This is a genomic window from Flavobacterium sp. MEB061 (assembly GCF_000834715.1).
GTDB lineage: Bacteria > Bacteroidota > Bacteroidia > Flavobacteriales > Flavobacteriaceae > Flavobacterium > Flavobacterium pectinovorum.
In genome coordinates this window covers 18,658-44,506 of sequence record NZ_JXQR01000017.1, presented here as the reverse complement: position 1 = coordinate 44,506, position 25,849 = coordinate 18,658, and the positions used below count along the sequence as shown (strand labels likewise).

Annotated in this window: 22 protein-coding genes; 9 read left to right on the top strand and 13 right to left on the bottom strand. The window is 33.2% G+C overall.

Annotated elements, in window-relative coordinates; translation table 11 throughout:
- The first annotated feature begins 32 nt into the window (after window positions 1–32).
- Window positions 33–2,303: a cation:proton antiporter gene (locus RT99_RS10630; RefSeq protein ID WP_042564732.1), complete on the top strand. Its 2,271-nt coding sequence runs from the start codon at window positions 33–35 to the stop codon at window positions 2,301–2,303.
- A gap of 219 nt (window positions 2,304–2,522) precedes the next feature.
- Window positions 2,523–2,894: a hypothetical protein gene (locus tag RT99_RS10625; RefSeq protein WP_042564731.1), complete on the top strand. Its 372-nt coding sequence runs from the start codon at window positions 2,523–2,525 to the stop codon at window positions 2,892–2,894.
- A gap of 9 nt (window positions 2,895–2,903) precedes the next feature.
- Here RT99_RS10625 and RT99_RS10620 read toward each other — a convergent pair whose 3' ends face one another.
- The 3 genes from RT99_RS10620 to pyrH form a co-directional block, all read right to left on the bottom strand.
- Window positions 2,904–5,396, bottom strand: coding sequence for a DUF5686 family protein (locus tag RT99_RS10620; RefSeq protein ID WP_042564730.1), 2,493 nt, complete (start codon window positions 5,394–5,396; stop codon window positions 2,904–2,906).
- A 117-nt stretch (window positions 5,397–5,513) separates the two neighbouring features.
- Window positions 5,514–6,077, bottom strand: a complete 564-nt coding sequence (gene frr / locus RT99_RS10615) for a ribosome recycling factor (protein WP_042564729.1) — start codon at window positions 6,075–6,077, stop codon at window positions 5,514–5,516.
- Window positions 6,078–6,231: 154 nt separating this feature from the next.
- Window positions 6,232–6,939, bottom strand: a complete 708-nt coding sequence (gene pyrH / locus RT99_RS10610) for a UMP kinase (RefSeq protein ID WP_042564728.1) — start codon at window positions 6,937–6,939, stop codon at window positions 6,232–6,234.
- A gap of 183 nt (window positions 6,940–7,122) precedes the next feature.
- Here pyrH and RT99_RS10605 point away from each other — a divergent pair, with 183 nt between their 5' ends.
- Complete coding sequence (locus tag RT99_RS10605; protein WP_042564727.1) at window positions 7,123–7,740, top strand: thioredoxin family protein; 618 nt, start codon at window positions 7,123–7,125, stop codon at window positions 7,738–7,740.
- Between the two features lie 372 nt (window positions 7,741–8,112).
- Here the strand turns inward: RT99_RS10605 and RT99_RS10600 are convergent, their stop codons facing one another.
- The 7 genes from RT99_RS10600 to RT99_RS10570 all read right to left on the bottom strand — a co-directional run bounded on the left by RT99_RS10600 (window position 8,113) and on the right by RT99_RS10570 (window position 15,036).
- Complete coding sequence (locus tag RT99_RS10600; RefSeq protein WP_242607191.1) at window positions 8,113–8,652, bottom strand: hypothetical protein; 540 nt, start codon at window positions 8,650–8,652, stop codon at window positions 8,113–8,115.
- An 11-nt stretch (window positions 8,653–8,663) separates the two neighbouring features.
- On the bottom strand, window positions 8,664–9,359 hold the full coding sequence (gene truB / locus RT99_RS10595; protein ID WP_042564726.1) for a tRNA pseudouridine(55) synthase TruB: 696 nt from the start codon (window positions 9,357–9,359) through the stop codon (window positions 8,664–8,666).
- The gene (locus tag RT99_RS10590; protein WP_042564725.1) at window positions 9,359–10,156 is read right to left on the bottom strand and encodes an undecaprenyl-diphosphate phosphatase; all 798 of its coding nucleotides are present in this window, start codon (window positions 10,154–10,156) and stop codon (window positions 9,359–9,361) included. Before RT99_RS10590 ends, truB begins: the two co-directional genes overlap by 1 nt.
- An 83-nt stretch (window positions 10,157–10,239) precedes the next feature.
- Window positions 10,240–10,497, bottom strand: a complete 258-nt coding sequence (locus RT99_RS10585; protein ID WP_042564724.1) for a DUF3098 domain-containing protein — start codon at window positions 10,495–10,497, stop codon at window positions 10,240–10,242.
- 85 nt (window positions 10,498–10,582) lie between these two features.
- Window positions 10,583–11,458 carry an ABC transporter permease gene (locus RT99_RS10580; RefSeq protein WP_042564723.1) on the bottom strand — a complete coding sequence of 292 codons (876 nt, stop codon included), beginning with the start codon at window positions 11,456–11,458 and terminating at the stop codon, window positions 10,583–10,585.
- A gap of 578 nt (window positions 11,459–12,036) precedes the next feature.
- Window positions 12,037–14,592, bottom strand: coding sequence for a TonB-dependent receptor (locus RT99_RS10575; RefSeq protein ID WP_042564722.1), 2,556 nt, complete (start codon window positions 14,590–14,592; stop codon window positions 12,037–12,039).
- Between the two features lie 96 nt (window positions 14,593–14,688).
- Window positions 14,689–15,036 carry a winged helix-turn-helix domain-containing protein gene (locus RT99_RS10570; RefSeq protein WP_042564721.1) on the bottom strand — a complete coding sequence of 116 codons (348 nt, stop codon included), beginning with the start codon at window positions 15,034–15,036 and terminating at the stop codon, window positions 14,689–14,691.
- Between the two features lie 298 nt (window positions 15,037–15,334).
- Between RT99_RS10570 and RT99_RS10565 the strand changes: the two genes are divergently transcribed.
- The 3 genes from RT99_RS10565 to RT99_RS10555 all read left to right on the top strand — a co-directional run bounded on the left by RT99_RS10565 (window position 15,335) and on the right by RT99_RS10555 (window position 19,827).
- On the top strand, window positions 15,335–18,418 hold the full coding sequence (locus RT99_RS10565; RefSeq protein WP_042564720.1) for a class I tRNA ligase family protein: 3,084 nt from the start codon (window positions 15,335–15,337) through the stop codon (window positions 18,416–18,418).
- A gap of 352 nt (window positions 18,419–18,770) precedes the next feature.
- The gene (locus tag RT99_RS10560; protein ID WP_042564719.1) at window positions 18,771–19,244 is read left to right on the top strand and encodes an RNA polymerase sigma factor; all 474 of its coding nucleotides are present in this window, start codon (window positions 18,771–18,773) and stop codon (window positions 19,242–19,244) included.
- On the top strand, window positions 19,231–19,827 hold the full coding sequence (locus tag RT99_RS10555) for a hypothetical protein (RefSeq protein WP_042564718.1): 597 nt from the start codon (window positions 19,231–19,233) through the stop codon (window positions 19,825–19,827). Before RT99_RS10560 ends, RT99_RS10555 begins: the two co-directional genes overlap by 14 nt.
- Before the next feature lie 66 nt (window positions 19,828–19,893).
- On the opposite strand, the gene RT99_RS10550 is transcribed toward RT99_RS10555, so the two are convergent.
- The gene (locus RT99_RS10550) at window positions 19,894–20,295 is read right to left on the bottom strand and encodes an MmpS family transport accessory protein (protein WP_042564717.1); all 402 of its coding nucleotides are present in this window, start codon (window positions 20,293–20,295) and stop codon (window positions 19,894–19,896) included.
- A gap of 167 nt (window positions 20,296–20,462) precedes the next feature.
- On the opposite strand from RT99_RS10550, the gene RT99_RS10545 reads away from it, so the two are divergent.
- From RT99_RS10545 to RT99_RS10535, 3 genes are all read left to right on the top strand, one after another.
- Window positions 20,463–22,466: a sensor histidine kinase gene (locus tag RT99_RS10545; protein WP_042564716.1), complete on the top strand. Its 2,004-nt coding sequence runs from the start codon at window positions 20,463–20,465 to the stop codon at window positions 22,464–22,466.
- Window positions 22,459–23,094: a response regulator transcription factor gene (locus tag RT99_RS10540; RefSeq protein WP_042564715.1), complete on the top strand. Its 636-nt coding sequence runs from the start codon at window positions 22,459–22,461 to the stop codon at window positions 23,092–23,094. The genes RT99_RS10545 and RT99_RS10540 overlap by 8 nt, the downstream gene beginning before the upstream one ends.
- 98 nt (window positions 23,095–23,192) lie before the next feature.
- Window positions 23,193–23,879, top strand: coding sequence for a zinc metallopeptidase (locus RT99_RS10535; RefSeq protein ID WP_042564714.1), 687 nt, complete (start codon window positions 23,193–23,195; stop codon window positions 23,877–23,879).
- A 450-nt stretch (window positions 23,880–24,329) separates the two neighbouring features.
- On the opposite strand, the gene RT99_RS10530 is transcribed toward RT99_RS10535, so the two are convergent.
- On the bottom strand, window positions 24,330–24,800 hold the full coding sequence (locus RT99_RS10530; protein WP_035681816.1) for an Lrp/AsnC family transcriptional regulator: 471 nt from the start codon (window positions 24,798–24,800) through the stop codon (window positions 24,330–24,332).
- 289 nt (window positions 24,801–25,089) lie between these two features.
- On the bottom strand, window positions 25,090–25,839 hold the full coding sequence (locus tag RT99_RS10525) for a uroporphyrinogen-III synthase (protein ID WP_042564739.1): 750 nt from the start codon (window positions 25,837–25,839) through the stop codon (window positions 25,090–25,092).
- Between the last annotated feature and the right edge of the window lie 10 nt (window positions 25,840–25,849).

Genomic DNA, 25,849 nt, shown 5'->3' with positions numbered 1-25,849 from the left:
ATATTTGCACCAATAAATTAAAAAAACGAGTTATGAATAATATTAAAAACTCTTTATTTTACGTTACTGTTATTGGTGGTTTCACAGCTTTAATATATTGGGTAATTTCAAAAGGAGCTTCGCTTGAAGTAGGGCGGGGAATAGTTCAGAAAAAAATAGAAAGTAATCATTGGAATGATTTCCTGCATTCTATGATTGAAAACCTGCAGCATCCGCTGGCTATTTTACTGGCACAAATTGTCACTATTATTTTGGTAGCACGTTTGTTTGGATGGATTTTTAGAAAAATAGGGCAGCCATCCGTAATTGGTGAGATGATTGCCGGAATTGTTTTAGGGCCATCTTTGGTCGGGATGTATTTTCCTGAATTTTCAGCTCTTTTATTTCCAAAAGAATCATTAGGAAACTTGCAGTTTTTAAGCCAGATTGGTTTAATACTTTTCATGTTTGTTATTGGTATGGAGCTGGATTTAAAAGTGCTTAAAAACAAGGCTCACGATGCTGTTGTAATTAGTCACGCAAGTATCGTTATTCCTTTTGCATTGGGATTGACTTTGGCTTATTTTATCTATCATACTTTTGCTCCGGTTGGGGTAGAGTTTGCCTCTTTCGGATTATTTATGGGAATTGCCATGAGTATTACTGCTTTTCCGGTTTTGGCCAGAATTGTTCAGGAACGCGGAATGCAAAAAACAAAACTCGGAACCATTGCCATAACCTGTGCCGCTGCAGATGATATAACGGCCTGGTGTATTTTGGCAGTAGTAATTGCCATTGTTAAAGCAGGTTCGTTTACAAGTGCTTTATACGTAATTGGTTTGGCAATTTTATACGTAATCGTAATGTTGAAAATAGTTCGTCCGTTCCTGAAACGTGTCGGAGATTTAAATTCGACTCGTGAAAGTTTGAATAAACCCGTAGTTGCTATCTTTTTTATAACACTTTTGTTCTCTTCTTATGTATCTGAATTAATTGGAATTCATGCTTTGTTCGGAGCATTTTTAGCAGGAGCAATCATGCCGGAAAACAATAAATTCAGAAATATTTTTATTGAAAAAGTTGAAGACGTTGCCATAATTGTTTTACTGCCATTGTTTTTTGTATTTACAGGGTTGCGTACACAAATTGGGTTGTTAAACGATCCTTATTTATGGAAAGTTACTGCAGTAATCATCGCTGTGGCTGTGGCGGGAAAATTTTTTGGAAGTGCTTTGGCCGCCAAATTCGTTGGTCAAAACTGGAAAGACAGTCTCGCAATTGGCGCTTTGATGAACACCCGTGGTTTAATGGAATTGGTAGTTTTAAATATCGGTTATGATTTAGGCGTTCTTTCTACAGAAATTTTTACCATGATGGTAATTATGGCTTTGGTGACTACTTTTATGACAGGACCTGCTTTAGATTTTATTGGTTATATTTTTAAAGATAAGGTAACGGCCATTCCCGAAGAAATTGGAAATAAGAGTAAGTACAAGATTCTGCTTTCATTTGCAACTCCGGAAAGAGGAAAGAAGCTGCTGAAAATTGCAAACAGTTTGGTTAAAAAACAACCTGATAATTCTATTGTTGCGGCAATGCATTTGTCTTTAAGTACAGAAGTTCACTCCTTTGACGTAAAAGATCATGAACGCAAAATGCTGCTTCCGGTTATAGCAGAATCTGAACGTTTGAATCAAAATATGGTTAGTGTTTTTAAAGTAACAAATGATATTGATACAGAAATTATCGATACGGCAAATCAGGGAGAATATGATTTATTATTGGTTGGTTTAGGACAATCTATTTTTGATGGAACTTTATTGGGTAAGATTCTTGGTTTTACAACCAGAATTGTAAATCCGGATCGTTTAATTGATAAGTTTACCGGAAAAGAAGGATTGTTCGAAAATTCTCCTTTTGATGAAAGAACGCGTCATATTATTGCTAAAACAAAAATGCCGGTTGGAATTTTTATTGATAAAGATCTCGAAGATGTGAATCAGATTTTTATGCCAATTTTTAGCAAAGAAGATTCATTTTTGATAGATTATGCCAAAAAGCTAATCAATAATAATGGTTCGCAAATTACGGTTCTGGATGCCAGTGGAGAAGTAAAAAATACCCGCGACATTCAGGAAAGTATTCGCTCGATCGAACAAATTGCACCAAATCATATTATGATTATGCACGACAGAACAATTAAGAAGGAGTTTTTAGAAAGCCAAAACTTAATGATTATTAGTTTAGACAGCTGGAAAAAATTAATAGAATCTCAAAGTACATGGCTAAATAATACACCTTCGGTTTTGATTTTGAGACCATAATACGAGAGGAAATTTTAAATAAAAAAATCCCAAATTCCAATTTTACGATTGGGGTTTGGGATTTTTTTCATTTTTAAGTAACTACAAACGTTGTATTATAGCTGAATATTTTTGCTTAGCTAGTTCAGATTAAGTTAAATCTTATAATGTTTTATTAAATTAAAATAAAAACTCGTGTTTTTTCTTACATTTGAGAATAATGCTAAAAAAAATAGTAAAATGAAAAAGTTATTTGCAGTTCTGTCTCTAATTATTATAACTTCTTGTTCTTCAAGTGATGCCGAATCAAGTTACTATTATCCGCCTTCCTGGATTCAAGGTAAGTGGAAAGAAAGTGTTTCTGGAGATCTCTTAATATTCACCAAAAATGATATAATCTATGATAGTAGTAAAGGCAAGGTTTCTTTTAATAAGAGGTCTTATAATTTTCCTGGAAGTAAAGTAGTGCTTATTGCCAATACTAATGATAATTATATCTTTGATTATTTTCAGTTTATAGGAGCAGTACCCCTTAGGTTTAACTTTGTAAAAACATCAAATAAAAGAGTAAAGTCCAGCGGAACTCTATCGGGGAATTTTGTAAAACAATAGCTGGATTAATTACAAACCAAGATCAAGAACATAAGAAATCTTAGCTGCAATATTATCCTCAAATCGTAGCAATTGATTTGGCCCGTAGCGGTAAAATCCTCCTAAACCAAACCCCTTGTAGATTTTGTTTAACTCAATTCCGGATTCAAAAAAACCTTTGTTAAGTGTTTTATAGGTTGGTCCAACCTGTTGTTCGGGATGATCCATATTTCCCCATGCCATTCTGGTCACTAATACCAATGAGGGACGAACTTTTCTTAATAATCTAATTCTATCAAAGCCATGTTTTACCTGAAACATAATATATTGACTAGAGAAGAACTCATTAAAATACATGGTTTCAAAACTGTTTCTTCCGGCAAAAGTAATACGCTGTATAACCGTTTCTTTAGTTAAGTTGTTTGGAGCAGTATTGTATAAATGTGTTATTGGAACGTCGCCCATTGCATAACCTCCCTGCAGTAATAAACTTGTTTTTTGACCGTTTAGGTAATTCTTTTCGTATTCTGTTTTAAAATCTATTTTTCCAAAGGTAAAATCGTTTCCTAATACATTTGGCAATGATTGTGTGTACTGAAAAGTAAACCTCGGAAATCTTTTATCAGATTCGTTTCTGCCTGTTGGAGTTTGCATAAAATCACTAAAAGGTGCCCAAACAATAGACAACATTGCGGTTGTCATAATATAACTTGAATATAATTTTCCGTTTAAATTAAAAAGATAATCAAACTTTGGCTCAACATAATTTCTTGATAATTCCAGAACAGCTTCAGTTTTAGGAATTATTTTGGTTTGAAGATTGGTTTTCCAGGTGGTGTAGTGATAAAACGTACTAATATTAATTGGCCGTGGATCATAAATTTTAAAAACACGTTTGTCAACGGCAAAAACAGTACTTGCAATTTCTCTAATGTCATCAGTATAATAACCGTTTATCCAGGTATTTGTGTTTTTGTCTAATAAAGCTCCTCCGCCTAGACTGTATTTTACAACACCATCTTTTGTTCCGTATGCCGTGTAGCCTTCAATTCTAAAGCCTTTAGAAAAACGATCGTTAGTGATTCCGCCAATACCCAATCTAAAACCTTCGTAATTATTGTAGCTTATTATTTTCTTTAAATCAAGATCAACAGGACCAATTGGAAAATAGCCATTGATGATTTTTCTTCCTGATCCCAGTCGTTTTTCTATTCTTTTACTGATAGAAAGACTGTCTAATAATTGATATGTTTTTTGACCCTTTAAATCGAGACTGTCTTTTCGGTATTTGTTCCAAAAAGTTTCGGGTTGTTTGCTGGCATCATCCTTAATTTCAATATAAAGCGCTGGATTTTTTACTGATGGATTATTGTTGTAGTGAATGTCAAAATTGTTGCTTTCAGAAAGGACATAAGTGAAGTCTGAAGCTACTTTTTTTCTCGTTTCATAATCTTCTTCGGCATCTGCATCAAACTGAATAGTTCCGCCTAAGATTTTTATATCCTCATCGTTTTTTCCTTTTACAATTTTAAAAGTTGTATTGCTTTGAAACCATAATTTTTCACTTGGGACATATTCAAATTCATGAATTCCGCTAATATCTAAAACGCCTTTTATTCGCATTACTGCTTTTGCTACAGCAAAATTTTCCTGATCGATATACAAAACGCCTTCAAGTCTGTTTGATCTTCTTTTCTTATTTTTAAAGTAAATCATATAGGTGTTTCTTCCTTTGATAGCTACAGTATCAAGGAGTTTGTAGCTGTAATCGGCAAGCGCATTATTTGAAATAGGGCTTTCATGCTTAGTTTCAAACAATTCATATTTAGTATCGTAAATAGAAATAGACTGCAAATTGAAAGCAATGATTTCATAAATGGGTTGTTTAAAACCGGCCATTTTAGAACCCAGAATAGTTTCTTTAAGTTTATTATTTGCAAACTGATATTGTGATACTTTTTCGGTTTGAAACAAGTGCTGTTTGCTTATTATTTCCTTAAACTTATAATCAGAGGAATCTATGTTGATTTCTTTTTTATTGAAATCTTTATAGGCTGCAGAAGAATCGATCCTGCCGTCAATAGAATCCGGATTTGCCGTTACAATAAGTTTATTATAGGTTTTATATTCAAAGTTATTCAGCTTTTTTTGCGGATTGTTATTGTTTTTATTTGCAATTACTTTCCTTAAAATAGCCAAAGCAGGATTTTCGTTGGCAATTACAACTTCTTTTAAATTATCTGTTTTTTCAGAAAGTAAAATCGAATAGAACTTTTTATTGTTTAATACAGTAATAGTTTTGGTAGTAAAACCAACATAAGAAACAGTAAAAGAAGGAATATTTGTTAGCGAATGAAGAACGAATTTCCCGTCGACGTCTGTAATAGTATTGTTATTGTCTGAAGTAGTAATTGTAGCGAAAGGAAGCGGTTTGTTTTTCGAGTCATTTACAATTCCGTTTATTTGAAATTGCGCCTGAATAGTAAGCGTGAAAAACAAAGTCAGTAAACAGAATAGCTTCATACAGAGAATTATAGTTGCAAAACGAAAACAATTAAATTTTGGTATGCAAAAATAGCAATAAAAAAATCCGTCTAGTACAATTTTAACTAAACGGATTTTAATTTGTGTCAAATAAAATTAAACTTTCATGATTTCTGCTTCTTTAGCAGCCAATAATTCGTCAATTTTTTTGATAAAACTATTTGTTAAGGTCTGAACTTCTTCTTCTGCAGATTTGCAAACATCTTCTGAAGTTCCTTCTTTTTCTAATTTTTTGATATCAGTATTAGCATCTTTACGAGAGTTACGAATACCAATTTTAGCATCTTCAGCTTCAGCTTTTGCTTGTTTAGCCAAATCTCTACGGCGCTCTTCCGTCAACGGCGGAACACTGATGATAATTACATCACCATTGTTCATTGGATTAAAACCAATATTGGCAACCATAATCGCTTTTTCAATAACCTGCAGCATATTTTTTTCAAAAGGCTGTAAAGTGATTGTTCTGGCATCAGGAACACTAATTTTAGATACTTGCGAAAGCGGTGTTGCAGATCCGTAATAATCTACGAAAACGCTTCCCAACATTGCCGGAGAAGCTTTTCCAGCACGAATGTTTAAGAATTCTTTTTCTAAATGCGCAATCGAACCGTTCATTGATTCTTCAGTACTTTCTAAAATAAAATCTATTTCTTCACTCATTTTTTTTAGATTTTTAGATTTCTAGACGATTAGATTTTTAGGTTTCTAAAAAAGGCTTCGTCTAATTTACTAACTAATATGTTTTTGTTTTTTTATTTTTTCTTAAAAAGATTACCAGAATTTAAAAATTCTAATAATCTAATATCGAAGTAGTCTAAACATTCACTACAGTTCCGATATTTTCACCGTCGCAGATTTTCAAAAGGTTTCCAATTTTGTTCATATCAAAAACAACGATTGGCAATTTGTTTTCCTGGCTTAATGTAAAAGCAGTTGTATCCATTACGTTTAATCCTTTTTTCAAAACATCATCAAACGAAATAGTATCAAATTTCACTGCCGATGCATTTTTTTCTGGATCAGAATCATAAACACCATCAACACGTGTTCCTTTTAAGATAACATCTGCATTAATTTCGATTCCTCTTAAAACGGCTGCTGTATCAGTTGTAAAATATGGATTTCCGGTTCCTGCACCAAAAATTACGATTCTTCCTTTTTCAAGGTGACGATCTGCTCTTCTTTTAATGTATGGTTCTGCAATAGATTCCATTTTTAAAGCAGTCTGCAAACGTGTTTTCATTCCTTTGTCTTCAAGAGCGCCCTGCAAAGCCATTCCGTTAATAACAGTAGCCAGCATTCCCATATAATCGCCTTGTACTCTATCCATACCGGCACTTGCACCTGCAACGCCTCTAAAAATATTTCCTCCTCCTATAACAATAGCAATCTCTACTCCTTTATTGTGAATTTGCTTAATTTCTTCAGCATATTCGGCTAATCTTTTTGGGTCGATTCCGTATTGTAAATCACCCATTAAGGCTTCGCCACTTAGTTTTAGAAGAATTCTTTTATATTTCATGTGTTGTTGCGTTAATTTGTGCAAATATAGACATATTCTGATTTTTAAAAATAATGTTTTAAAAAAATTAATTTGTTCTTTTGAGTTTTAAGTTTAAGAACATTTATTTCTCTTCAATCTGACAAAAGTCATTCTTGCATCTTTTTAAAATTTGTATTTTTATCGTATCAAAACGAAAGAAATATGAAAAGTATTGTAGCCAAAGGATTATTCAACAGTCATTCTTATCTTGAGTACCGAAAATTAGTCACAGATTTATTATCACAAGGCAAATCAACAGGTAACGACCAATCAGAAAGTCTCACTCATTATACCAGTTTAAATGAAGCGAGAATGAACCGACTGGAAAAAACCATTAAAATTTCTGAAGACGTTATTTCCAAGCTGCAAAACTTAGACAACCATTATATCTGGCTCGTAATTTCTGAAGGCTGGTGTGGTGATGCGGCACAAATACTTCCGATACTTAATAAAATGGCTTTGGCATCTGATAAAAAAATAGATCTCAAGATTGTTTTAAGAGATGAAAATGACGAATTAATGAGCCAGTATTTAACAAATGGAGGAAAAGCAATCCCGAAAGTAATTGTAATTTGTAAAGAAGCCGGAATTGTTCGTGCTGATTGGGGACCAAGACCAAAAGGCGCCTCAGAATTAATGATTAATTATAAAAAGGAATTTGGCGTAATTGATGAAAAAATAAAAACCGATTTGCAATTGTGGTATTTGGCAGATAAAGGAATTTCTGTTCAGGAAGAACTGGTTCAGATTATGGAAAATATAAAATACAATAGGCTGTAAAACGGTCTGTTTTTAGGTAATATATTGATAATTAATATCGTACCATCAAAAAAAATATTAAAATATTTGGTTTTAATATAAAGTTTTGTACCTTAGTAATAAGAAACCCACTTCTATTATTATTTTTTGATTTACTCTTATTGGTGTTTATTTAATGTTGAACTATTAAAAATCCACTATTATGAAAAAGTTATTCGAAAAATTTTACGATTTTTTTTCGAGATTATTGTTTGACGGAAAAAATGTACCACACTATTAATTTCCAAAACAATTAATTTAGGAGTTGGCACATTACAATAGCACTACCTTTTGTAATGTGTTTCTAATTTATTGGAGTTTCTCTAAATAAATTTTCAATTCCATTAAAAAAACTTACAAGTCAAAATTTACGACAGATATTCCTAAGTTGATGCTGTTTATGCTTTTTTGATTATGGAGTATAATATCGTATTGGGCAGTTTCAATGAAAATAGTAAAATCATCAGAGCCTATTCCAATTCTTAACTTTCTATATTCTCCATTTAGATTTCCACGTCCTAATGCAAATCCTTTTCCGTAACCGGCTTGCGCTGTAATTACGGTGTTTTCGCCTACTTTAGGACTTAAGCCAAAATTTAAATATACAGGAACTGCCACAAGTTTATCTTCCCATTTCCAGTCTATACCACTGTGAATTCCTAAAGTAATCCATTTTTTGTAATGAATTCCATATCCAATTTTTGATCCCAATCCATCAGGAACAAACCAATCTTTATTTTTTTGATCCGGATAATCTTCTGATTCATATCTTTCATTATTTCCGGCCAAAGATGCAGAAACATCAAATTGAAGATAAGTAAATTTTTTATTTTGTGCATTAACAGATAAACTAGCTAGTAAAATCATGATAAACACAAATAAAAATCTCTTCATACGATTTACGATTAGTTTTGCTGTAGGCTTTCTTCAAATAAAGTAATATCAATCGCATTTTTAACGTCGTAATCACCAATTTTAGTTCGGCGTAAAACAGTTAAGTGTGATCCTGAGTTCATCGCTTTTCCAAAATCAAAAGCCAGTGAGCGTATGTAAGTTCCTTTGCTGCAAACTACTCTAAAATCTATTTCAGGAAGTGCAATTCTTGTAATTTCAAATTCGTGAATTGTGGTTTTTCTGCTTTCAATTTCTATCGTTTCTCCCGCGCGTGCATGTTCATACAAACGAACACCATCTTTTTTAATTGCTGAAAAAATGGGTGGTTTCTGGTCAATTTCGCCCAAAAACTGTTTTACCGTTTCGTGAATCAAAGCTTCATCGATATGGGAAGTTGGAAAAGTCTGGTCGATTTCGGTTTCTAAATCATACGATGGAGTAGTGGCTCCGATGTAAAAAGTTCCGGTATATTCTTTGGCCTGACCCTGAAGTACAGAAATTCTTTTAGTAAATTTTCCGGTACAAATCAATAATAAACCAGTTGCCAAAGGATCAAGTGTTCCCGCATGACCAATTTTGAACTTTTTAGGAAGCCCGACTTTATTGATTAAAAGGTATTTTAATTTATTGACAGCTTGAAACGAACTCCATTTTAAAGGTTTGTCAATCAATAAAACTTGTCCGTCTAAATATTCTTCAGTTGTCATTATATAATCGTAAGTGGATGAATGAAAAAGTGAATCAATAATAAAATGATTCCGGCGATAATTCGGTAATAACCGAAAACTTTAAAACCATTTTTAGTTAAAAATCCAATAAAGGTTTTAATTGCCAACAGCGCTACAATAAAAGCAACAACATTTCCTATAATCAACAGATTAACCTGATCGTGCGATAATTCGAATCCGTCTTTATAATAGTCGTAGCATTTTTTTACTGTTGCTCCTAACATTGTAGGAACCGCTAAAAAGAATGAAAACTCAGCTGCTGTAGTTCTTGATAATTTTTGCGACATTCCGCCCACAATACTGGCACCACTTCTTGAAACTCCGGGAATCATGGCAATACATTGAAATAATCCAATTTTTAGTGCCTGTAAATAAGTAATCTCCTGAGATGTTTCTGCTGTATTTGGGTTGTTAAACCATTCGTCTACTTTTAATAAAATCAAACCTCCAATTAAAAGTGAAACAGCAACAGTAACCGGATTTTCTAATAAGCGATCAATAAAATCACTCAATAATAACCCTAAAACAACCGCCGGAATAAACGCAACCAAGAGTTTAAAGTAAAAATCAAGAGTTTGAAAAAAGCGTTTGAAGTATAAAACAACTACCGAAAGTATCGCACCAAGCTGAATAACAATTGTAAAAAGTTTGGTAAAATCGTCGTGTGCAATTCCGAAAAAAGAAGAGGCAATAATCATGTGTCCAGTTGAAGAAACAGGTAAGAATTCTGTAATCCCTTCAATAATAGCAAGAATGATAGCTTGTAATGTATTCATGTAGAATTTTAGATTTTAGATTTCAGATTTTAGATTGCGACGCACTTCGACTTCGCTCAGTGAGACAATCGAAATCTAAAGTCTTATTTAGATTTTTTGAAAATAGAATAAATCGTGATTCCAAAACCAATTAAAACAGTTGTTGGAGCTAAACGGATACGTCTAAAACTAAAAACATCTTCATTAAAAACATTCGGATTATCACTTCCTCCACCAGACATTAAAATAAATCCTAATGCGATAACGCCAATTCCAATCAATAGAATTTTATAATTGATACCGTCAAAAAGGAATTCCTGTTTTTGTGGTTGTTGTTCTGTATTGTTGTTGTTGTTTTTCATTGCTATTTTTTTGTCAGCCTGAGCGTCCCGAAGCTTCGGGAGAAGGCATTTTTATTTTAAAAAATCTAAAGTCTAAAATCTAAAATTAATAAAGATCGTCTGTTCTTAAATTCAGGAAACGTTGTGTTGCAAAGTGCGTGCTTACCCATGTAATTAAGATTCCTAAACCGAAAACGGCCAATAAAACCAATCCAATTAAGATTTTGTCTTCTAAAATTCCTAATCCGGGGAAATTTGTTTCTACATAAAGTAAAAGTGCAATCAAGGCAACAATGGCTAATCCCGCACCAAGGATTCCTAATTTTACGCTTCGCATAACAAATGGTTTACGAATAAACGATTTTGTAGCGCCCACCATTTGCATCGTTTTAATAATAAAACGATTAGAGTGAATCGATAAACGTAATGAACTATTGATTAATAAAACAGCAATTACGGTAAGGAAACCGCTGATAATCAAAATCCACATACTTACTTTTTTGATATTATCGTTTACCAGATTTACCAATTGTTTGTCATAAACAATATCTTCAATCATGGTGTTTTGACGTAATTTGCTTTCAATTTTTAAGATACTGTCTCTTTCAACATAATCTGCTTTTAAATGAATATCAAAAGAATTCAATAATGGGTTTTCTCCTAAGAAAGTAAGGAAATCTTCTCCAATAATATCAGTATGTTCTTTTGCAGCTTTTTCTTTGGTTACATAAACATATGATCTTGCAAAAGGAGCTCTTTTCAATTCAGTATTAAAAGCTTTTATTACACTATCATTGGCCTCGTTTTTTAAGAAAACCGTCATCGCGATTTTTTCCTTAAAGTCATCAGCCAGTTTTTTAGAATTGATAATGAATAATCCCAGTACTCCCAAAAGGAATAAAACCAGAAATACACTTAATACAACCGAAAAATAAGAGGAAATTAACCTGCGCTTTTGAAATTTATCAAAGTTAGAACTCATAGTATGCTTAAATTATGTGGTAAAAATAATAAAGTATTTCTTTATTTAAAGTTAATAACGACCAAAGTTTTAACTTTTGTACAATAAAGATACGATTCAGGATTTAATAAATCAAGAATTAAAAATCTTGCCAGCCGATTTAACCGCAAAGTTGTTTCTGTTTAATCTCGGCAAAATCGTAAAGTTAGTTTGATTGTTTGTACGTCTCCAACGGTTTCAACCGTTGGCTATGTTTTAATGTTATAATTTTTATCTATCTATTCAGCATAGCTCGAGGTTTTAATCTTGGGAGACGTATTTTGATGAATTTTGCGTTGTGTTCCAGCAGTTGAAACCGCAGGCTATGTTTGAATGTTGTGTTTTTTTATTCAATATAGCCCGAGGTTTTAACCTCGGGAGACGTATTTTGATGAATTTTGCGTTGTGTTCCAGCGGTTGAAACCGCAGGCTATGTTTTAAAGTTGTATTTTTTTATTCAATATAGCCCGAGGTTTTAACCTCGGTAGACGTATTTTGAAAGTCAGATATAAAATCTTAGCAACTTAGAATCTTAGCGTCTTAGAACCTTAGAAAGAACCTTAAAAAGTTTCCCAAACCAGAGACAAATAGTATAATCCCCCAATGGACGGCCCGCCCAGAATGGAAGTATAAGGTTGATTTAAAAGATTGGTAGCTCCTAATTTTGCTGTAATTCCGGATTTTTGAAAATAATAATTGATTTGCGCATCCATAGACCAATAAGCGGGTACAGTTCCGGAAACTAAAAAAGAAACATAATCAAAATTGTTTTGATAACGTGCCGTTGCGCTCGCACCAAGATTTCGCCAGATATTATTGGCAATTAAAGTCCCGTTTACGTTAAATTCAGGTGTATTAAAACCATCTTCGAGACCGTCTTTATCATCGGTTCTGTCCAATTTTGTGTAGGTTAGATTTGTTAAAGCCGTAAAAGTTTCATCAATTCTATATTTCAAACCTAAACTTCCGCCGTAATTGTAAATTTTACTTTTAGAATTTGTCCATAAACGGTAACGATTTTGGGTTGTTCTCGAATATAAAAGCGTTGGAATTTGTGTTTGATCTGTTGTATTAACAGTACTGGCTTCCACCTGCGCAATAAAGTTTTTATAAGAGTTGTAATAAAAATCGGCATCAATAAAAAGATCTTTGTTTAATGCTATTCCCCTAAAACCAAATTCAAAAGATTTTACAAATTCAGGTTCCAGATAAGTATACGGGTTTTTCTGAATCATGTTTTTGTTCTTTTCAATAGCTTGTGCCTGAGTTAAACCATTTGTGTTTACATCGGTGTTAACCTGCGCCTGAAATTTATCAATCGATGCTTTGGTATACGAATTCTCAAAAACACCATCAGACATAATTCTCAAACCGCCAACACGTTTTACACCGCCAGAATTTACATTAGAAAATCCTTCAAAAATACTCGGAAAACGATATCCGTTTTGATAAGATGCCCTGAAATTAATCGTTTCTTTTGGAGAATAAACTGCCGTAAATTGAGGTGTGAATTTCACATCAAAATAATCAGATTTGTCCATTCTTATTGTGGCGCCCAAACGTAATTTGCTGTTGAAAAAGTCTTTAGTTAACTGCGTAAAAGCTCCGGTTTTTTGATACGTTAAATTTTCAGTAGCACTTTTTGGGTTGATAAAATAATTTCCGTCAGGAACAATAATATAATTTCTGTAATCGAAACCGCTTAATAATTTAGTATCGATTTTTTCGAAGAAAGAAACAAAAGCCTTATCCCAATTAATAAGCCCTTCGCCATGAACTAAAGTCGATTTTACGCGCAAAGCCGCACCAATATCCCAATTATTGATATCGATTAATTCTTTTTCCTTATTTTCATAAGCCGGAGTTCCCGGTTCAAAACGTCCCTGATCAGATTGTGATCTGGCGATTTTATGAGCGTCGGCAATACTTGCTCCGCCTGTAATAGCATTTTTATAAGAGGTTGAATAATCTGCAAACCATTTATCATCTGATTTATAAGCGCGATCCATGTTTTCTGCCAAAGAACGAAAGTTGTATGAGTTTCCGGTATTTTCGGTTGTAGCATACGCTTTTACCTGAAAAATAGGCGTGTGATAATCAACTGCAAATTGGTTCAACGTATAATCATCCAGTCTAAATCTGTTCGAACGCTGATAGATAGTATTAATCAATGCGGTTTTATAAGTAACAGAAAGTTCGTTTCCTTTTTTCGGACGGAAATAAAAACCAACATCGGCTTTATAATTTTTAATGTCGTAATCAGTAATGTCCGTTTCGCGATAACCCGTTCTGGCTACGACATAATTTTTACCGTTTAAGTTTAAGGTTTTTCTGTTTGCCGATTCATTTCCGTAACCGTTTACTTCATCATAAGCCGGATTATCTGCGCCGGATAAATTGGTCGAAGCATTGGCATTTGGCGCCAAATCGGTTCTGTCATCGGCAACCCAATCTGTTCCGCCTGTAGTTGAAGCATTTATTTTGAAGGCAAATTTTTCGGTGAATGCTTTTGCAAATCTTAAATTAAACTGAGAATAAATTTTCGGTGAAAACCGATCAACATTGCCAACATGATTTACGCCCGTTAATTGCTGAACACTTACGCCCTGATATTCAAAAGGATTTTTAGTCTGAATATTTGCTAAACCGTTAATAGCGTTCATTCCGTACAAAGCCGCAGCCGTTCCCGGAATAATTTCGATTTTATCAATATCCAAATCATTTGCGCCGAGTGCATTTGCAATTGGCGCGCCTAAATGGGGTGCCTGATTATCGATTCCGTCAACCAATTGCGCAAATCTTACATTGGTAGAATTGGCAAAACCTCTCGTATTAATAACTTTAAACCCCAAACTTGGCGTAATAATCTGAACTCCTTTTACATTTTCTAATGCCTCATAAATACTTGGCGAACCCATTTTTTTGGCTTCCGCCGATTTTAACTGCTCTATACTAATTGGCGAACGCATAATATTTTCAGATCGGCGGGAAGCAGTAATCACAACTTCGTTTAAATCTTCTTTTTTAATGCTGTCCTGAGCTTTTTTTGAATTTTCTATTTGAGAAAAACCTTTTAAGCTTATCAGAAGCAGAAATGTGTAAAGTTTTAGTTTCATAAGAGAATATAAATTTCAGTATGTTTTTAAATGAATACTGACAGTTGTAAAAATTGGTTTTGGTTATTTGTTTTTTTAAAATGAAATTAAGGTGTTTTAAAATTTTAAATTTTGGGTTTCTTTTAAAGCAAAATCTTTAATGCGTTTTTCAATTTCATAAAAAACAACAATAGCTTTTTCTCCCGCTTCAGTCAGTTTTGCGCCGCCACCGCCTTTTCCGCCAAGAAGTTTTTCTACCAGCGGACTTTCGGCACGCTGATTCATTTCTTCAACCAATTGCCACGCCTGGCGATATGACATTTTCATTTCTTTTGCCGCATTGGTAATAGATCCTGTTTTTCGAATATTCTCTAAAAGCCAGATTTTTCCAATTCCCAGAAATGGACCTTCAGTTTCTTCAATCCAAAGGCGTACTTCAACAGAATATTTTTTGCTATTACTCATTTTATTCTTTTAGTGATCTTACAAAAATAGCCTATTATTCTTTATTTGTGCTGGATTGAAATCCAGCCCTACAATATTGGTCGTTCTTCCGGAACTTTTCTTCATGATTCAGAAAACGCAATTTATCTAAGTATAAAAACACGAATATAAGTATATTTACGTAATTAAAAATAAGTAATGTGTTTTTTTATTTGTTTGTCAACGAAATAGCTTTGGTACAATCTACAATAAATGTAAATTTGCGATCTTAATTCGGTGACAAACCTTTGAATCTTTGTCACTCTGAACCTTAAAGAGAATGAAATACAATCCAAACGAAATCGAAGAAAAATGGCAAAAATATTGGGCTAAAAACCAAACTTTTGCTGCATCAAACAATTCTGAAAAACCAAAGCATTATGTTTTAGACATGTTTCCTTATCCATCTGGAGCGGGATTACACGTTGGGCATCCGCTGGGTTACATTGCTTCAGATGTATATTCTCGTTTCAAAAGACATCAGGGTTTCAATGTTTTGCACCCAATGGGTTATGACAGTTTTGGATTACCGGCAGAACAATATGCGATTCAGACAGGACAGCGTCCCGAAGATACAACACGCGTAAATATTGACGGCGGAGTTGATAAAGAAGGAAAACAAATTGCCGGATACAGAAAACAATTAGATAAAATTGGGTTTTCATTTGACTGGGCGCGTGAAGTACGTACCTCAAATCCTGATTATTACAAACATACACAATGGATTTTTATTCAGTTATTTAATTCATGGTACAATAAAGAAACAAACAGAGCCGAAGATATTTCGACTTTGACCGCTATTTTCGAAAAAGAAGGAAATGCAGAAGTAAATGCCGTATCTGATGATAATATTCAAAGTTTTTCGTCAAGCGAATGGAAAGCGTTTTCAGCAGATGAGCAGGAAAAAATCTTGTTGCAATACAGATTAACGTATTTGGCAGAAACAGAAGTAAACTGGTGTCCTGGTTTAGGAACTGTTTTAGCAAATGACGAAATCGTAAACGGAGTTTCTGAGCGTGGTGGATTTCCGGTTATCCGTAAAAAAATGACCCAATGGAGCATGCGAATTTCTGCTTATGCAGAACGTTTGTTGCAAGGCTTAAATGATATCGATTGGAGTGAATCTATAAAAGAATCACAAAGAAACTGGATCGGAAAATCGGTTGGTGCAATGGTTTCTTTCAACGTGAAAAATCATGATGAAGTAATCGACGTATTTACCACAAGACCTGATACCATTTTCGGCGTAACTTTTATGACTTTGGCACCGGAACATGATTTGGTAGCTAAAATTGTAACTGCAGATCAAAAAAATGCCGTTGATGCCTATATCGAAAAAACGGCAAAACGTTCTGAACGTGAGCGTATGGCCGATGTAAAAACCATTTCGGGAGTATTTACCGGAGCTTATGCAGAACATCCTTTTACTAAAGAACCAATTCCGGTTTGGATTGGAGATTATGTTTTGGCAGGTTACGGAACTGGAGCTGTAATGGCGGTTCCTTGTGGAGACGAAAGAGATTACGCTTTTGCCAATTTCTTTAAAGGTCAAAATGGAATGCCGGAAATCAAGAATATTTTTGATAAGGATATTTCTGAGGCTGCTTTTGGAGCCAAAGAAGGTTTTCAATTAGTAGATTCTGATTTCTTAAACGGATTAGATTACAAAACAGGAACTCAAAAAGTAATTGCTGCTTTAGAAAAAATAGAGCAGGGAACAGGAAAAACAAATTACCGTTTGCGTGATGCCGTTTTCTCTCGTCAGCGTTATTGGGGAGAACCTTTCCCGGTTTATTATGTAAACGGATTGCCGAAAATGATTAGTGCAGAACATTTGCCGATTATTTTGCCGGAAGTAGAGAAATATTTACCAACAGAAGATGGTTTGCCTCCGTTAGGAAACGCAACAATCTGGGCTTGGGATACCAAAAACAATGAAGTTGTTAATACTGATTTGGTTGATAATAATGAAATTTTCCCTCTTGAATTAAACACCATGCCAGGTTGGGCGGGAAGTTCTTGGTATTGGATGCGTTATATGGATGCACATAATGAAAAAGAATTTGCAAGCAAAGAAGCTTTGGCTTATTGGGAAAGTGTAGATTTATATATTGGCGGAAGCGAACATGCAACCGGACATTTATTGTATTCTCGTTTTTGGAATAAATTCTTAAAAGACAAAGGTTTTGCTCCAACCGAAGAACCATTCAAAAAACTGATAAATCAGGGAATGATTTTAGGAACTAGTGCTTTTGTTTATAGATTGGATTTAAAAGATTGGAGTGACGGCCTTAGTAATGCATTTACTGGTAGAGAGTTTAGTTCTGATGAGGTTGAAAAAATTAGAAATTTTATTGAAAAGTATAATAATAAGATATATGTTTCTAAAGCATTTTTAGAGAATCAAATGTTTCCTTCTGCAAATTTTGGTACAGGAGAGCTTATAATTTCTTCAGCTTTTCCTAAATTAGATAAAGCGTTAGAGGAATTTTTTCCTGAAACTGTGGGAATATTTGATGGCATTTTTGTAAATATTATTAAAACTCACGCAGATGTTTCTTTGGTTAATTCTTCTGATGAATTAGATGTTCAAAAATTCAAAGCATGGAGAGAAGATTATGCCGATGCTGAATTTATCACTGATGAAAACGGAAAATACATTGTTGGTCGTGAAGTCGAAAAAATGTCGAAATCAAAATACAATGTTGTAACTCCGGATGATATTTGTGCTGAATACGGAGCAGATACATTACGTTTGTACGAAATGTTTTTAGGCCCGTTAGAGCAGGCAAAACCTTGGAATACTGCTGGGATTTCGGGAGTTTTTGGTTTCCTTAAAAAATTATGGAGATTGTATTTTGATGAAAATAACGGTTTAATCGTAAACAACGACGAACCTACAAAAGACAACTTAAAATCATTACACAAAACGATCAAAAAAGTAGCAGAAGATATCGAGAGTTTTTCTTTCAATACTTCGGTTTCACAATTTATGATTTGTGTGAATGAATTGTCGACTCAAAATTGTCATTCGAGAGCAATTTTAGAACCATTAGCAATTTTGGTTTCGCCTTACGCGCCTCATATCGCAGAAGAATTATGGTCGCAATTAGGAAATAAAGAATCAATTTCAACAGTTGCTTTTCCTGTTTTTGATGCGAAGCATTTGGTTGAAACAAATAAGGAATATCCGGTTTCTTTCAACGGAAAAATGCGTTTCACAATCGAATTGCCTTTGGATTTAACCGCGGCGCAAATCGAAGAAATTATCATGAAAGATGAAAGAACATTAAAACAACTTGATGGAAGAATCCCAAATAAAGTGATTATTGTTCCTGGAAAGATCATCAATTTGGTTGGTTAACCAGATTTAAATTCCAATATAAAAATTCCAAATTCCAACTTTACGATTGGGGTTTGGGATTTTTTTTGTAGTAATTTTTTCTGCCACGAATTACACGAATTTTCGCGAATTTTATTTGTGTTAATTCGTGTAATTCGTGGCAAAACTTCACCATGCTTCAATTGGAATTTTGAATTTTTTTATTGAAATTTTCATTTCAGTTGTAACATTTTAATAGTTCTCGTATCAAAAGGACGGATCCGATTATTTATCAACTTAAAATTATTTGAAATGAAAAATTATATTTTAATTATCGCCCTTTTATTTTCGAAATTGTATTTAAACCAATTAAGCAATTTTATAAAAGCGTAAAATGAAATTCGAAGATATTTATAAAACATATTGGGATCGAATATTCAGGCTTTGTATGGGGTTTGTTAACGATTATGATATTGCGCAGGATCTGGCTCAGGAAACCTTTATTATTGTCTGGCAAAAACTCGAAACTTTTAGAAACGAATCGAGTATAGGAACCTGGATTTTCAGGATCGCTTCTAATAATTGTTTGAGGCAGATTGAGAGGCAGAAACGTTTTCCGAAATCGGCATTACCACTTCATCTTACTGAGGAAAAGCAATATTCATTAGAACCACAAATTCAGTTTTTATATAAATGCATTGCTGAATTGCCCGAAACCGACCGTATTATTATCTCACTTGAACTTGAAGATGTAAAACAATCAGAAATAGCTAAAATCGTCGGACTTTCGGAAACCAACACAAGAGTGAAAATTCATAGAATTAAAGAAAAACTGACTCAAAAATTCAAAGAAAATGGACAGCAATAATATAGATTTTAAAGATTTATGGAAAAAACAAACCGTAAATCAACCGAACATAGAAGATTTACTGGCAAGATTAAAACAGTTTAAAAAAACAGCTTTGCGCAGTTTATGGATCACTAATATCCTGCTTTTTGCAACATGTACTTTTATTATTTTTATCTGGTATTTTTATCAGCCTGATTTGATCTCGACTAAAATTGGAATTGTTCTAACGGTTTTAGCAATGCTTATTTATCTGATTGTTTACAACAGGTTATTATCCACTTATAAAAATATAGACACAACCCAAACCAATCAGCAATATTTGCAGAAACTCGTTTTAATTAAAAGAAAACAACAATTTTTGCAATCCCGAATTTTAAGCTTATACTTTATTCTATTAGGAATAGGAATAAGTTTATATATGTATGAATACGCATCAAAAATGAGTTCGTTTTTTAGTGTTTTAACGTATGTGATGTTGTTTTTATGGATAGGATTTGCCTGGTTTTATTTGAGGCCAAAGGAAATCAAAAAACAAGAAACCAAATTAAATAGTCTGATAGAAAAATTTGAAGAAGTCAATAAGCAATTAGAAAATGAATAAAAAAAAGCGGTTTGTAAATTTTACAAACCGCTTTTTTTATCAAATTAAATTTCTAACCTCTGGTTCTTATCTCGGAAATACATAAGTGTTTGGATGTACTACAATAATTCCGTCTGAATTTGCCGTTCCGGTTAATTCAGAAACCACTTTTCCTCCCACATAAATTTTAGCCGTTACCGTTTGTCCTGCAACACCGCCAAGACCGCTTGTGTGTACTAAAGCCCCGTCAGAATCTGCATTAGCCGTAAATTCTTTTGTCCATGGTAATGCCAGAACATCTTCAATAAGCGGAGCACCACTTTTTTCCATATAAGTTACATCAAGTTCACCCGTAAAATTTCCTGTTATTTCATATTTTACATCTCTTGATGCTGTTGGTCCTGAGTTGTTATCATCGTCGCTGCTGCATGATACTGCTGTAAAAGCAAGTGTTAATACAAGCACTGCTGTTTTAAAAATTGATTTCATAATAAATTCTTTAATAATTAATATTCATTTAAAACAAAATTACAGGCTTGAAAAACAGTTGGCAATACCTGATAAAATGTATTTTTTATTACCTGATATCAGGTAAAAGCAACTGATTTTTTTTTGAAACACTTTTTAATTTAATAAATTTGAATAAATACCACTTTATGAAGAAAATCTGCTTTTTGACGCTGTTTTTGTTTTTATCCGCCTTTGCACATTCACAAGTTATTCTTTCTTTAGATGATGATACCGTTTACATAGACAGTATTGCAAAAGTGACCAGAAATACAAAATCGGATAGTATAAAATGTCTTTACAGTTTCAAATTATCAAGATTGTTTTTGATGGTTCAGAATGTTGAAAAATCCAAAGAATACTTAAATCAGGCCAATAGACTAAAATCAGGATTTCCCTTTTTGAAGGATGCTTCGATTTATTATAATTCCTATAGTTTCATTGAAAAAGGCGATATCGCAGGTTTCGAAAAAACATTATTAGAAGCCAATACCAAATTAAAACAGTACAATAATACAGAAGCTTTTAGACTCCGCGCGATCCTGTTGCAGAATTACGGAATAATGCAACAGCGAAAAAACAACGAAAAAGGCTATATGAAATTATTGGTCAATGAAGCTATTCCCCTTGCAAAAAAGAGCGGCGATTATGAACTGATAAGCGGCTTGTATAAAGCGGTTGCTATTATTTTTATGAATAATAACGAACGTCAAAAAGCAAGTGAATATTTGGATGAAGCACAAAATTATATCGAAAAAGCAACCAAACGATCTCCTACATTGGCAGAATCTAAAATGGAAACATATATTATTAATGCCGAAAATTTAGTAGAATTAAAACATTTTTATGATGCTAAAAAAGTACTTGACAAAGCTTTTTTCACACTCGAAAAATTTCCTGAATCCAATTTAAACGATTCTTATTTTTATTCTGAAGGATTATATTATGCCAAACAAAACAAATACACGCAAGCTTTAACGAGTTATGAAAAAGGAATAAAATCTGCCAACAAACATCAAAATGCAATTGCCTTAAACAGGTTGAAATTTGCGGAATATGAAATGCTTTTTAAGCTAAAGGAATATGAAAAAGCTAAAAACAACCTGCAATATCTTTTAGAAAATACACCATTTATTGTAGATAAAAAGAACTATTACAACGAATTGTCTAAAGTTTACAGCGCTGTTAAAAATTATGACAAAGCTTATTTTTATGCCAATAAATATAATGTTGTAAACGATAGTTTAAACAATACAAAATTTCAAAAAGAGATTGTAGAACTCGAAGCAAAATATAAAAAAGCCGAAAATGAGAAAAAAATAACTGCTCTTCAATCCCAAAATGAAAAAGCAGCACTGTTGGTATATAACAATCGGTTGAACTCTTTTCTGTTTGCGGTATTGTCGGTTTTATTATTTCTGATTGTTTTGTTTTTATGGATTTTGAATAAAAACCAAAAGAAGCTGAGTTTTCAAAAAGAGATTAATCACCAGCAGGAATTGACAGCACTTGAAAATCAGCAGAAATTATCAGTTTCAAATGCCCTAATCGAAGGTGAAGAAGTAGAGAGAAAACGAATTGCACGAGATTTGCATGACGGACTTGGAAGTATGCTTTCGGGATTGAAAATTCATTTAAAATTGGCAGAAAAAGATAATGTAAGTACGACAGAAGTAACGACTTTACTGGATAATTCGATCAAAGAACTCCGCAATATTTCTCAAAACTTAATGCCCGAAAGTTTGCTGAAACTAAGTTTAGAACATGCTTTGCGTGATTTGTGCATGGCAAATTCAAACACAATAACAAATGTTGAATTTCAGTATTTGATTAACAAATCGAACTTGTCTAAAAACCATCAAATTTTTATTTATCGCATTATTCAGGAATTATTGAATAATGCTTTAAAGTATGCAAATGCATCAGAGATCTTGGTTTCATGTTCTCAAAATAAAGAAACTTTTTTTATAACGGTCGAAGATAATGGAATTGGGTTTAACGTTTCGGAAAGAAGTAATACCGGAATGGGCTTAAGAAATATAAAAAACCGTGTAGAGTTTCTAAACGGGAAATTAGAAATTGAAAGCATAATTAATAAAGGAACTTCGGCCTATATTGAGCTGAAGGTAAAAAACGAAATGCTAAATGACTAAAAAATATAAAACAGTAATTGTAGATGACCATCCGATTGTGATTTCCGGAATTTCGGGTTTACTGTCAGATTTTCAGATTGTTGAGGTCGTGGAGAAATTGCAATCAGGCGTTGCGCTTTTAGATTATATCGAAACAAATGAAGTGGACCTGGTTTTAATCGATATTTTTTTGCCGGTAATAAACGGAATTGATCTTTGTAAAACCATCAAACAAAAATATCCTAAAATAATTATTATCGGGATGAGCAGTCAGTCAGAGAGAAGTCTGGTTATGCAATTTGTTCAAAATGGAGGAAATGGTTATATTTTAAAAAGTGCTTCTTTTGATGAATTTAAAAATTGCATTTATAAAGCAATAGATGGCGAAATTGTGTTTAGCGATGAGGTTCGGGCAGTTATAAGTCAGCCGCAATCTGAAGATTTAGATCGAATCCCTAGCCTTAGCCGTCGGGAAAAAGATATTACTTTATTACTTTCAAAAGGCAAATCGACCCAGGAAATTGCAGATGAATTGTTCTTGAGTTTTTTGACCGTACAAACACATCGACGCAATATTCTTCAAAAATATAAAGTAAAAAATGTTGCCGAATTAATTACTTTCCTTCTGAAGAACAATCTTTTAAATTAACAAAATCTTCTGAATGCCAAAATGACATTTTTTGAAATTGGTTCGTAAATTGCTGTTTGTTTTGTAACTTTAAATTTCAATCAAAAAATCAAAAAAAAATGGGAAGTGGATATTTAATTATTGCTGGGGCAATTATGTTATTCAGCTGGTTGGTTAGTTCAAAATTAAAAAGCAAGTTCGAATTATACTCTAAACTGCAACTTCGAAACGGAATGAGCGGTGCAGAAATTGCAGAGAAAATGTTGGCAGATAATGGTATTAGAGACGTTCGTGTTATCTCGACTCCGGGGCAGTTAACTGATCATTATAATCCGAGTGATAAAACTGTTAATCTAAGCGAAGCAGTTTATAATCATCGTAATGCGGCTGCGGCTGCTGTTGCGGCACACGAATGTGGTCATGCCGTGCAGCATTCTATTGGTTACGAATGGTTAACAATGCGTTCGAAATTAGTACCAATTGTAAGCGTCGCCTCAAATTATGTACAATGGATTTTGATTGCAGGAATCCTGATGATTAGAACTTTTCCTCAATTGTTACTGATAGGAATAATCATTTTTGCAGCAACAACCTTGTTTTCGATTATTACTTTGCCTGTAGAGTACGATGCAAGTAACAGAGCGCTTGCCTGGTTAGAAAATAAACACATGCTGACACAAGAAGAGCAGGCTGGGGCAAAAGATGCCTTAAAATGGGCTGCAAGAACGTATGTAGTAGCCGCCATCGGATCAATTGCAACGTTGTTATACTATATCTCTATTTATTCCGGAAGCAGGAGAAATTAGAAATTAAATTCCAAATTTTTAAATTCCAAATTCCAATCCCGAAGCTTCGGGAGGGAATAAAAGCAAACCCGACAGGTCTTTAAACTTGTCGGTTTTTTTGTTTTTATATTGATGTGTTTTTAAATAAGAATATATTCTAATACTAAATAAAATAAAATCCACATTCCTGATATGATATAAACACAATTTAAATATTCTTTATTTTCAGATTTGAAATACTTAAAGAAAAGAATTAAAGTGTAAACTATGCTTATTGGGATTAGTAATAAAAATAAAATACTGCTAAAACCCGGGCCGTGTGGGCTGCCTGTTTCAACGCTTCCAACGAAAAAAGTTATAGCAATATAAAATGTGAAAAACAATATGGTTTTAATCTCAAGTCTGATAGAATGTAATTTCAAGATTTCTAATTGGAATTTGGAATTTTTAAAAATATTGGAATTTCTTTTTCTAAAGCTGAATCTGCCTATCAATCTGCTGATCGAGTGAAATAAATGTTTCTGTTCTTGAAACTCCTTCAATAGCCTGAATTTTGGTGTTTAAAAGCTGCATTAAATGTTCGTTGTCACGACAAATGATTTTGATCAAAACCGACCAGTTTCCGGTGGTATAATGACATTCTAAAACTTCGGGGATTTTTTTTAAATCTTTTACAGCTTCTGAGTTTCGGGAAGCTTTGTCCAGATAAACGCCAACAAATGCCATTGTGTTGTAACCTAAAACTTTTGGGTTAACAGTAAATTTCGATCCTGAAATTACACCCGATTGTTCCAGTTTTTTTAAACGCTGATGAATCGCCGCTCCAGAAATCCCAATTTTATTAGCAATTTGTAAAATAGGTTTTCGGGCATCATCCATTAAATAGCGAAGTATTTCTTTGTCGATGCCGTCAATTTCGATTAAAAGAGAATTGATTTTCATGAGAGTTGTGGTTTGAAACTAATATTGGTTTTTTGGTTTTAAATAGAAATCAAATTTAAGGATTAAACTTTAGAATATTTAAAAAAATGAAGATTTGAATTGGTATTCTTTGCGTTGAGTTTTTTTTACCATTAAGAGGTTAAGAAAATTAAGTCTTGTCTTAATGAATCTTTAAAGCAAAAATTAAGCGTTCCGTTCTTTATTTTCTTAATGGTAAAATAAAAAAAATCCAAATCCCAACAAGAAAGTTGGAATTTGGATTTTATAAATTTTGATATTTAAAAAAGGATTATTTTCCTTTGTTTGCTTCGCTAATGTATTTTTCTAAAGCCATTGTCATAGAAGGCGTTTCTGGAGTTGGAGCAAGAATATCGATTCTTAAACCATAATCTAAAGCTTCTTTTTGAGTTGTGCTTCCAAAAACAGCAATTCTTGTATCGTTTTGTTTAAAATCAGGGAAGTTTTTGAACAATGATTTAATTCCGGTTGGACTAAAAAATGCTAAAACATCATAATAAACATCTGCCAAATCAGATAAATCACTCATTACTGTTTTGTAAAAAACAGCTTGTGTCCAATCTACTTTTAAACCATTTAAGGTAATAGGTGCATCAGCATTTAACTGATCTGATGCCGGAAGCAGGAATTTTTCGTCTTTGTATTTTTTAATTAGTGGAGATAAATCAGCAAAATCTTTAGCACCTACATAAATTTTTCGCTTTCTGTACACTACATATTTCTGCAGGTAAAACGCAACTGCTTCAGATTGGCAAAAATATTTCAATCCTTCAGGAACTTTGTAGCGCATTTCGTCTGCTACTCTGAAAAAATGATCTACAGCATTTCTGCTTGTCAAAATAATCGCAGTGTAATGATTAAGGTCGATTTTTTGTAATCGAATCTCTTTTGCGTTAACCCCTTCCACATGAATAAATGGTCTGAAATCAATTTTTATTTTGTGTTTTTGTTGGAGCTCAAAGTAAGGAGAATTTTCCACTTTAGGTTCAGGCTGTGACACCAAAATTGTTTTCACTTTCATATTATAAACA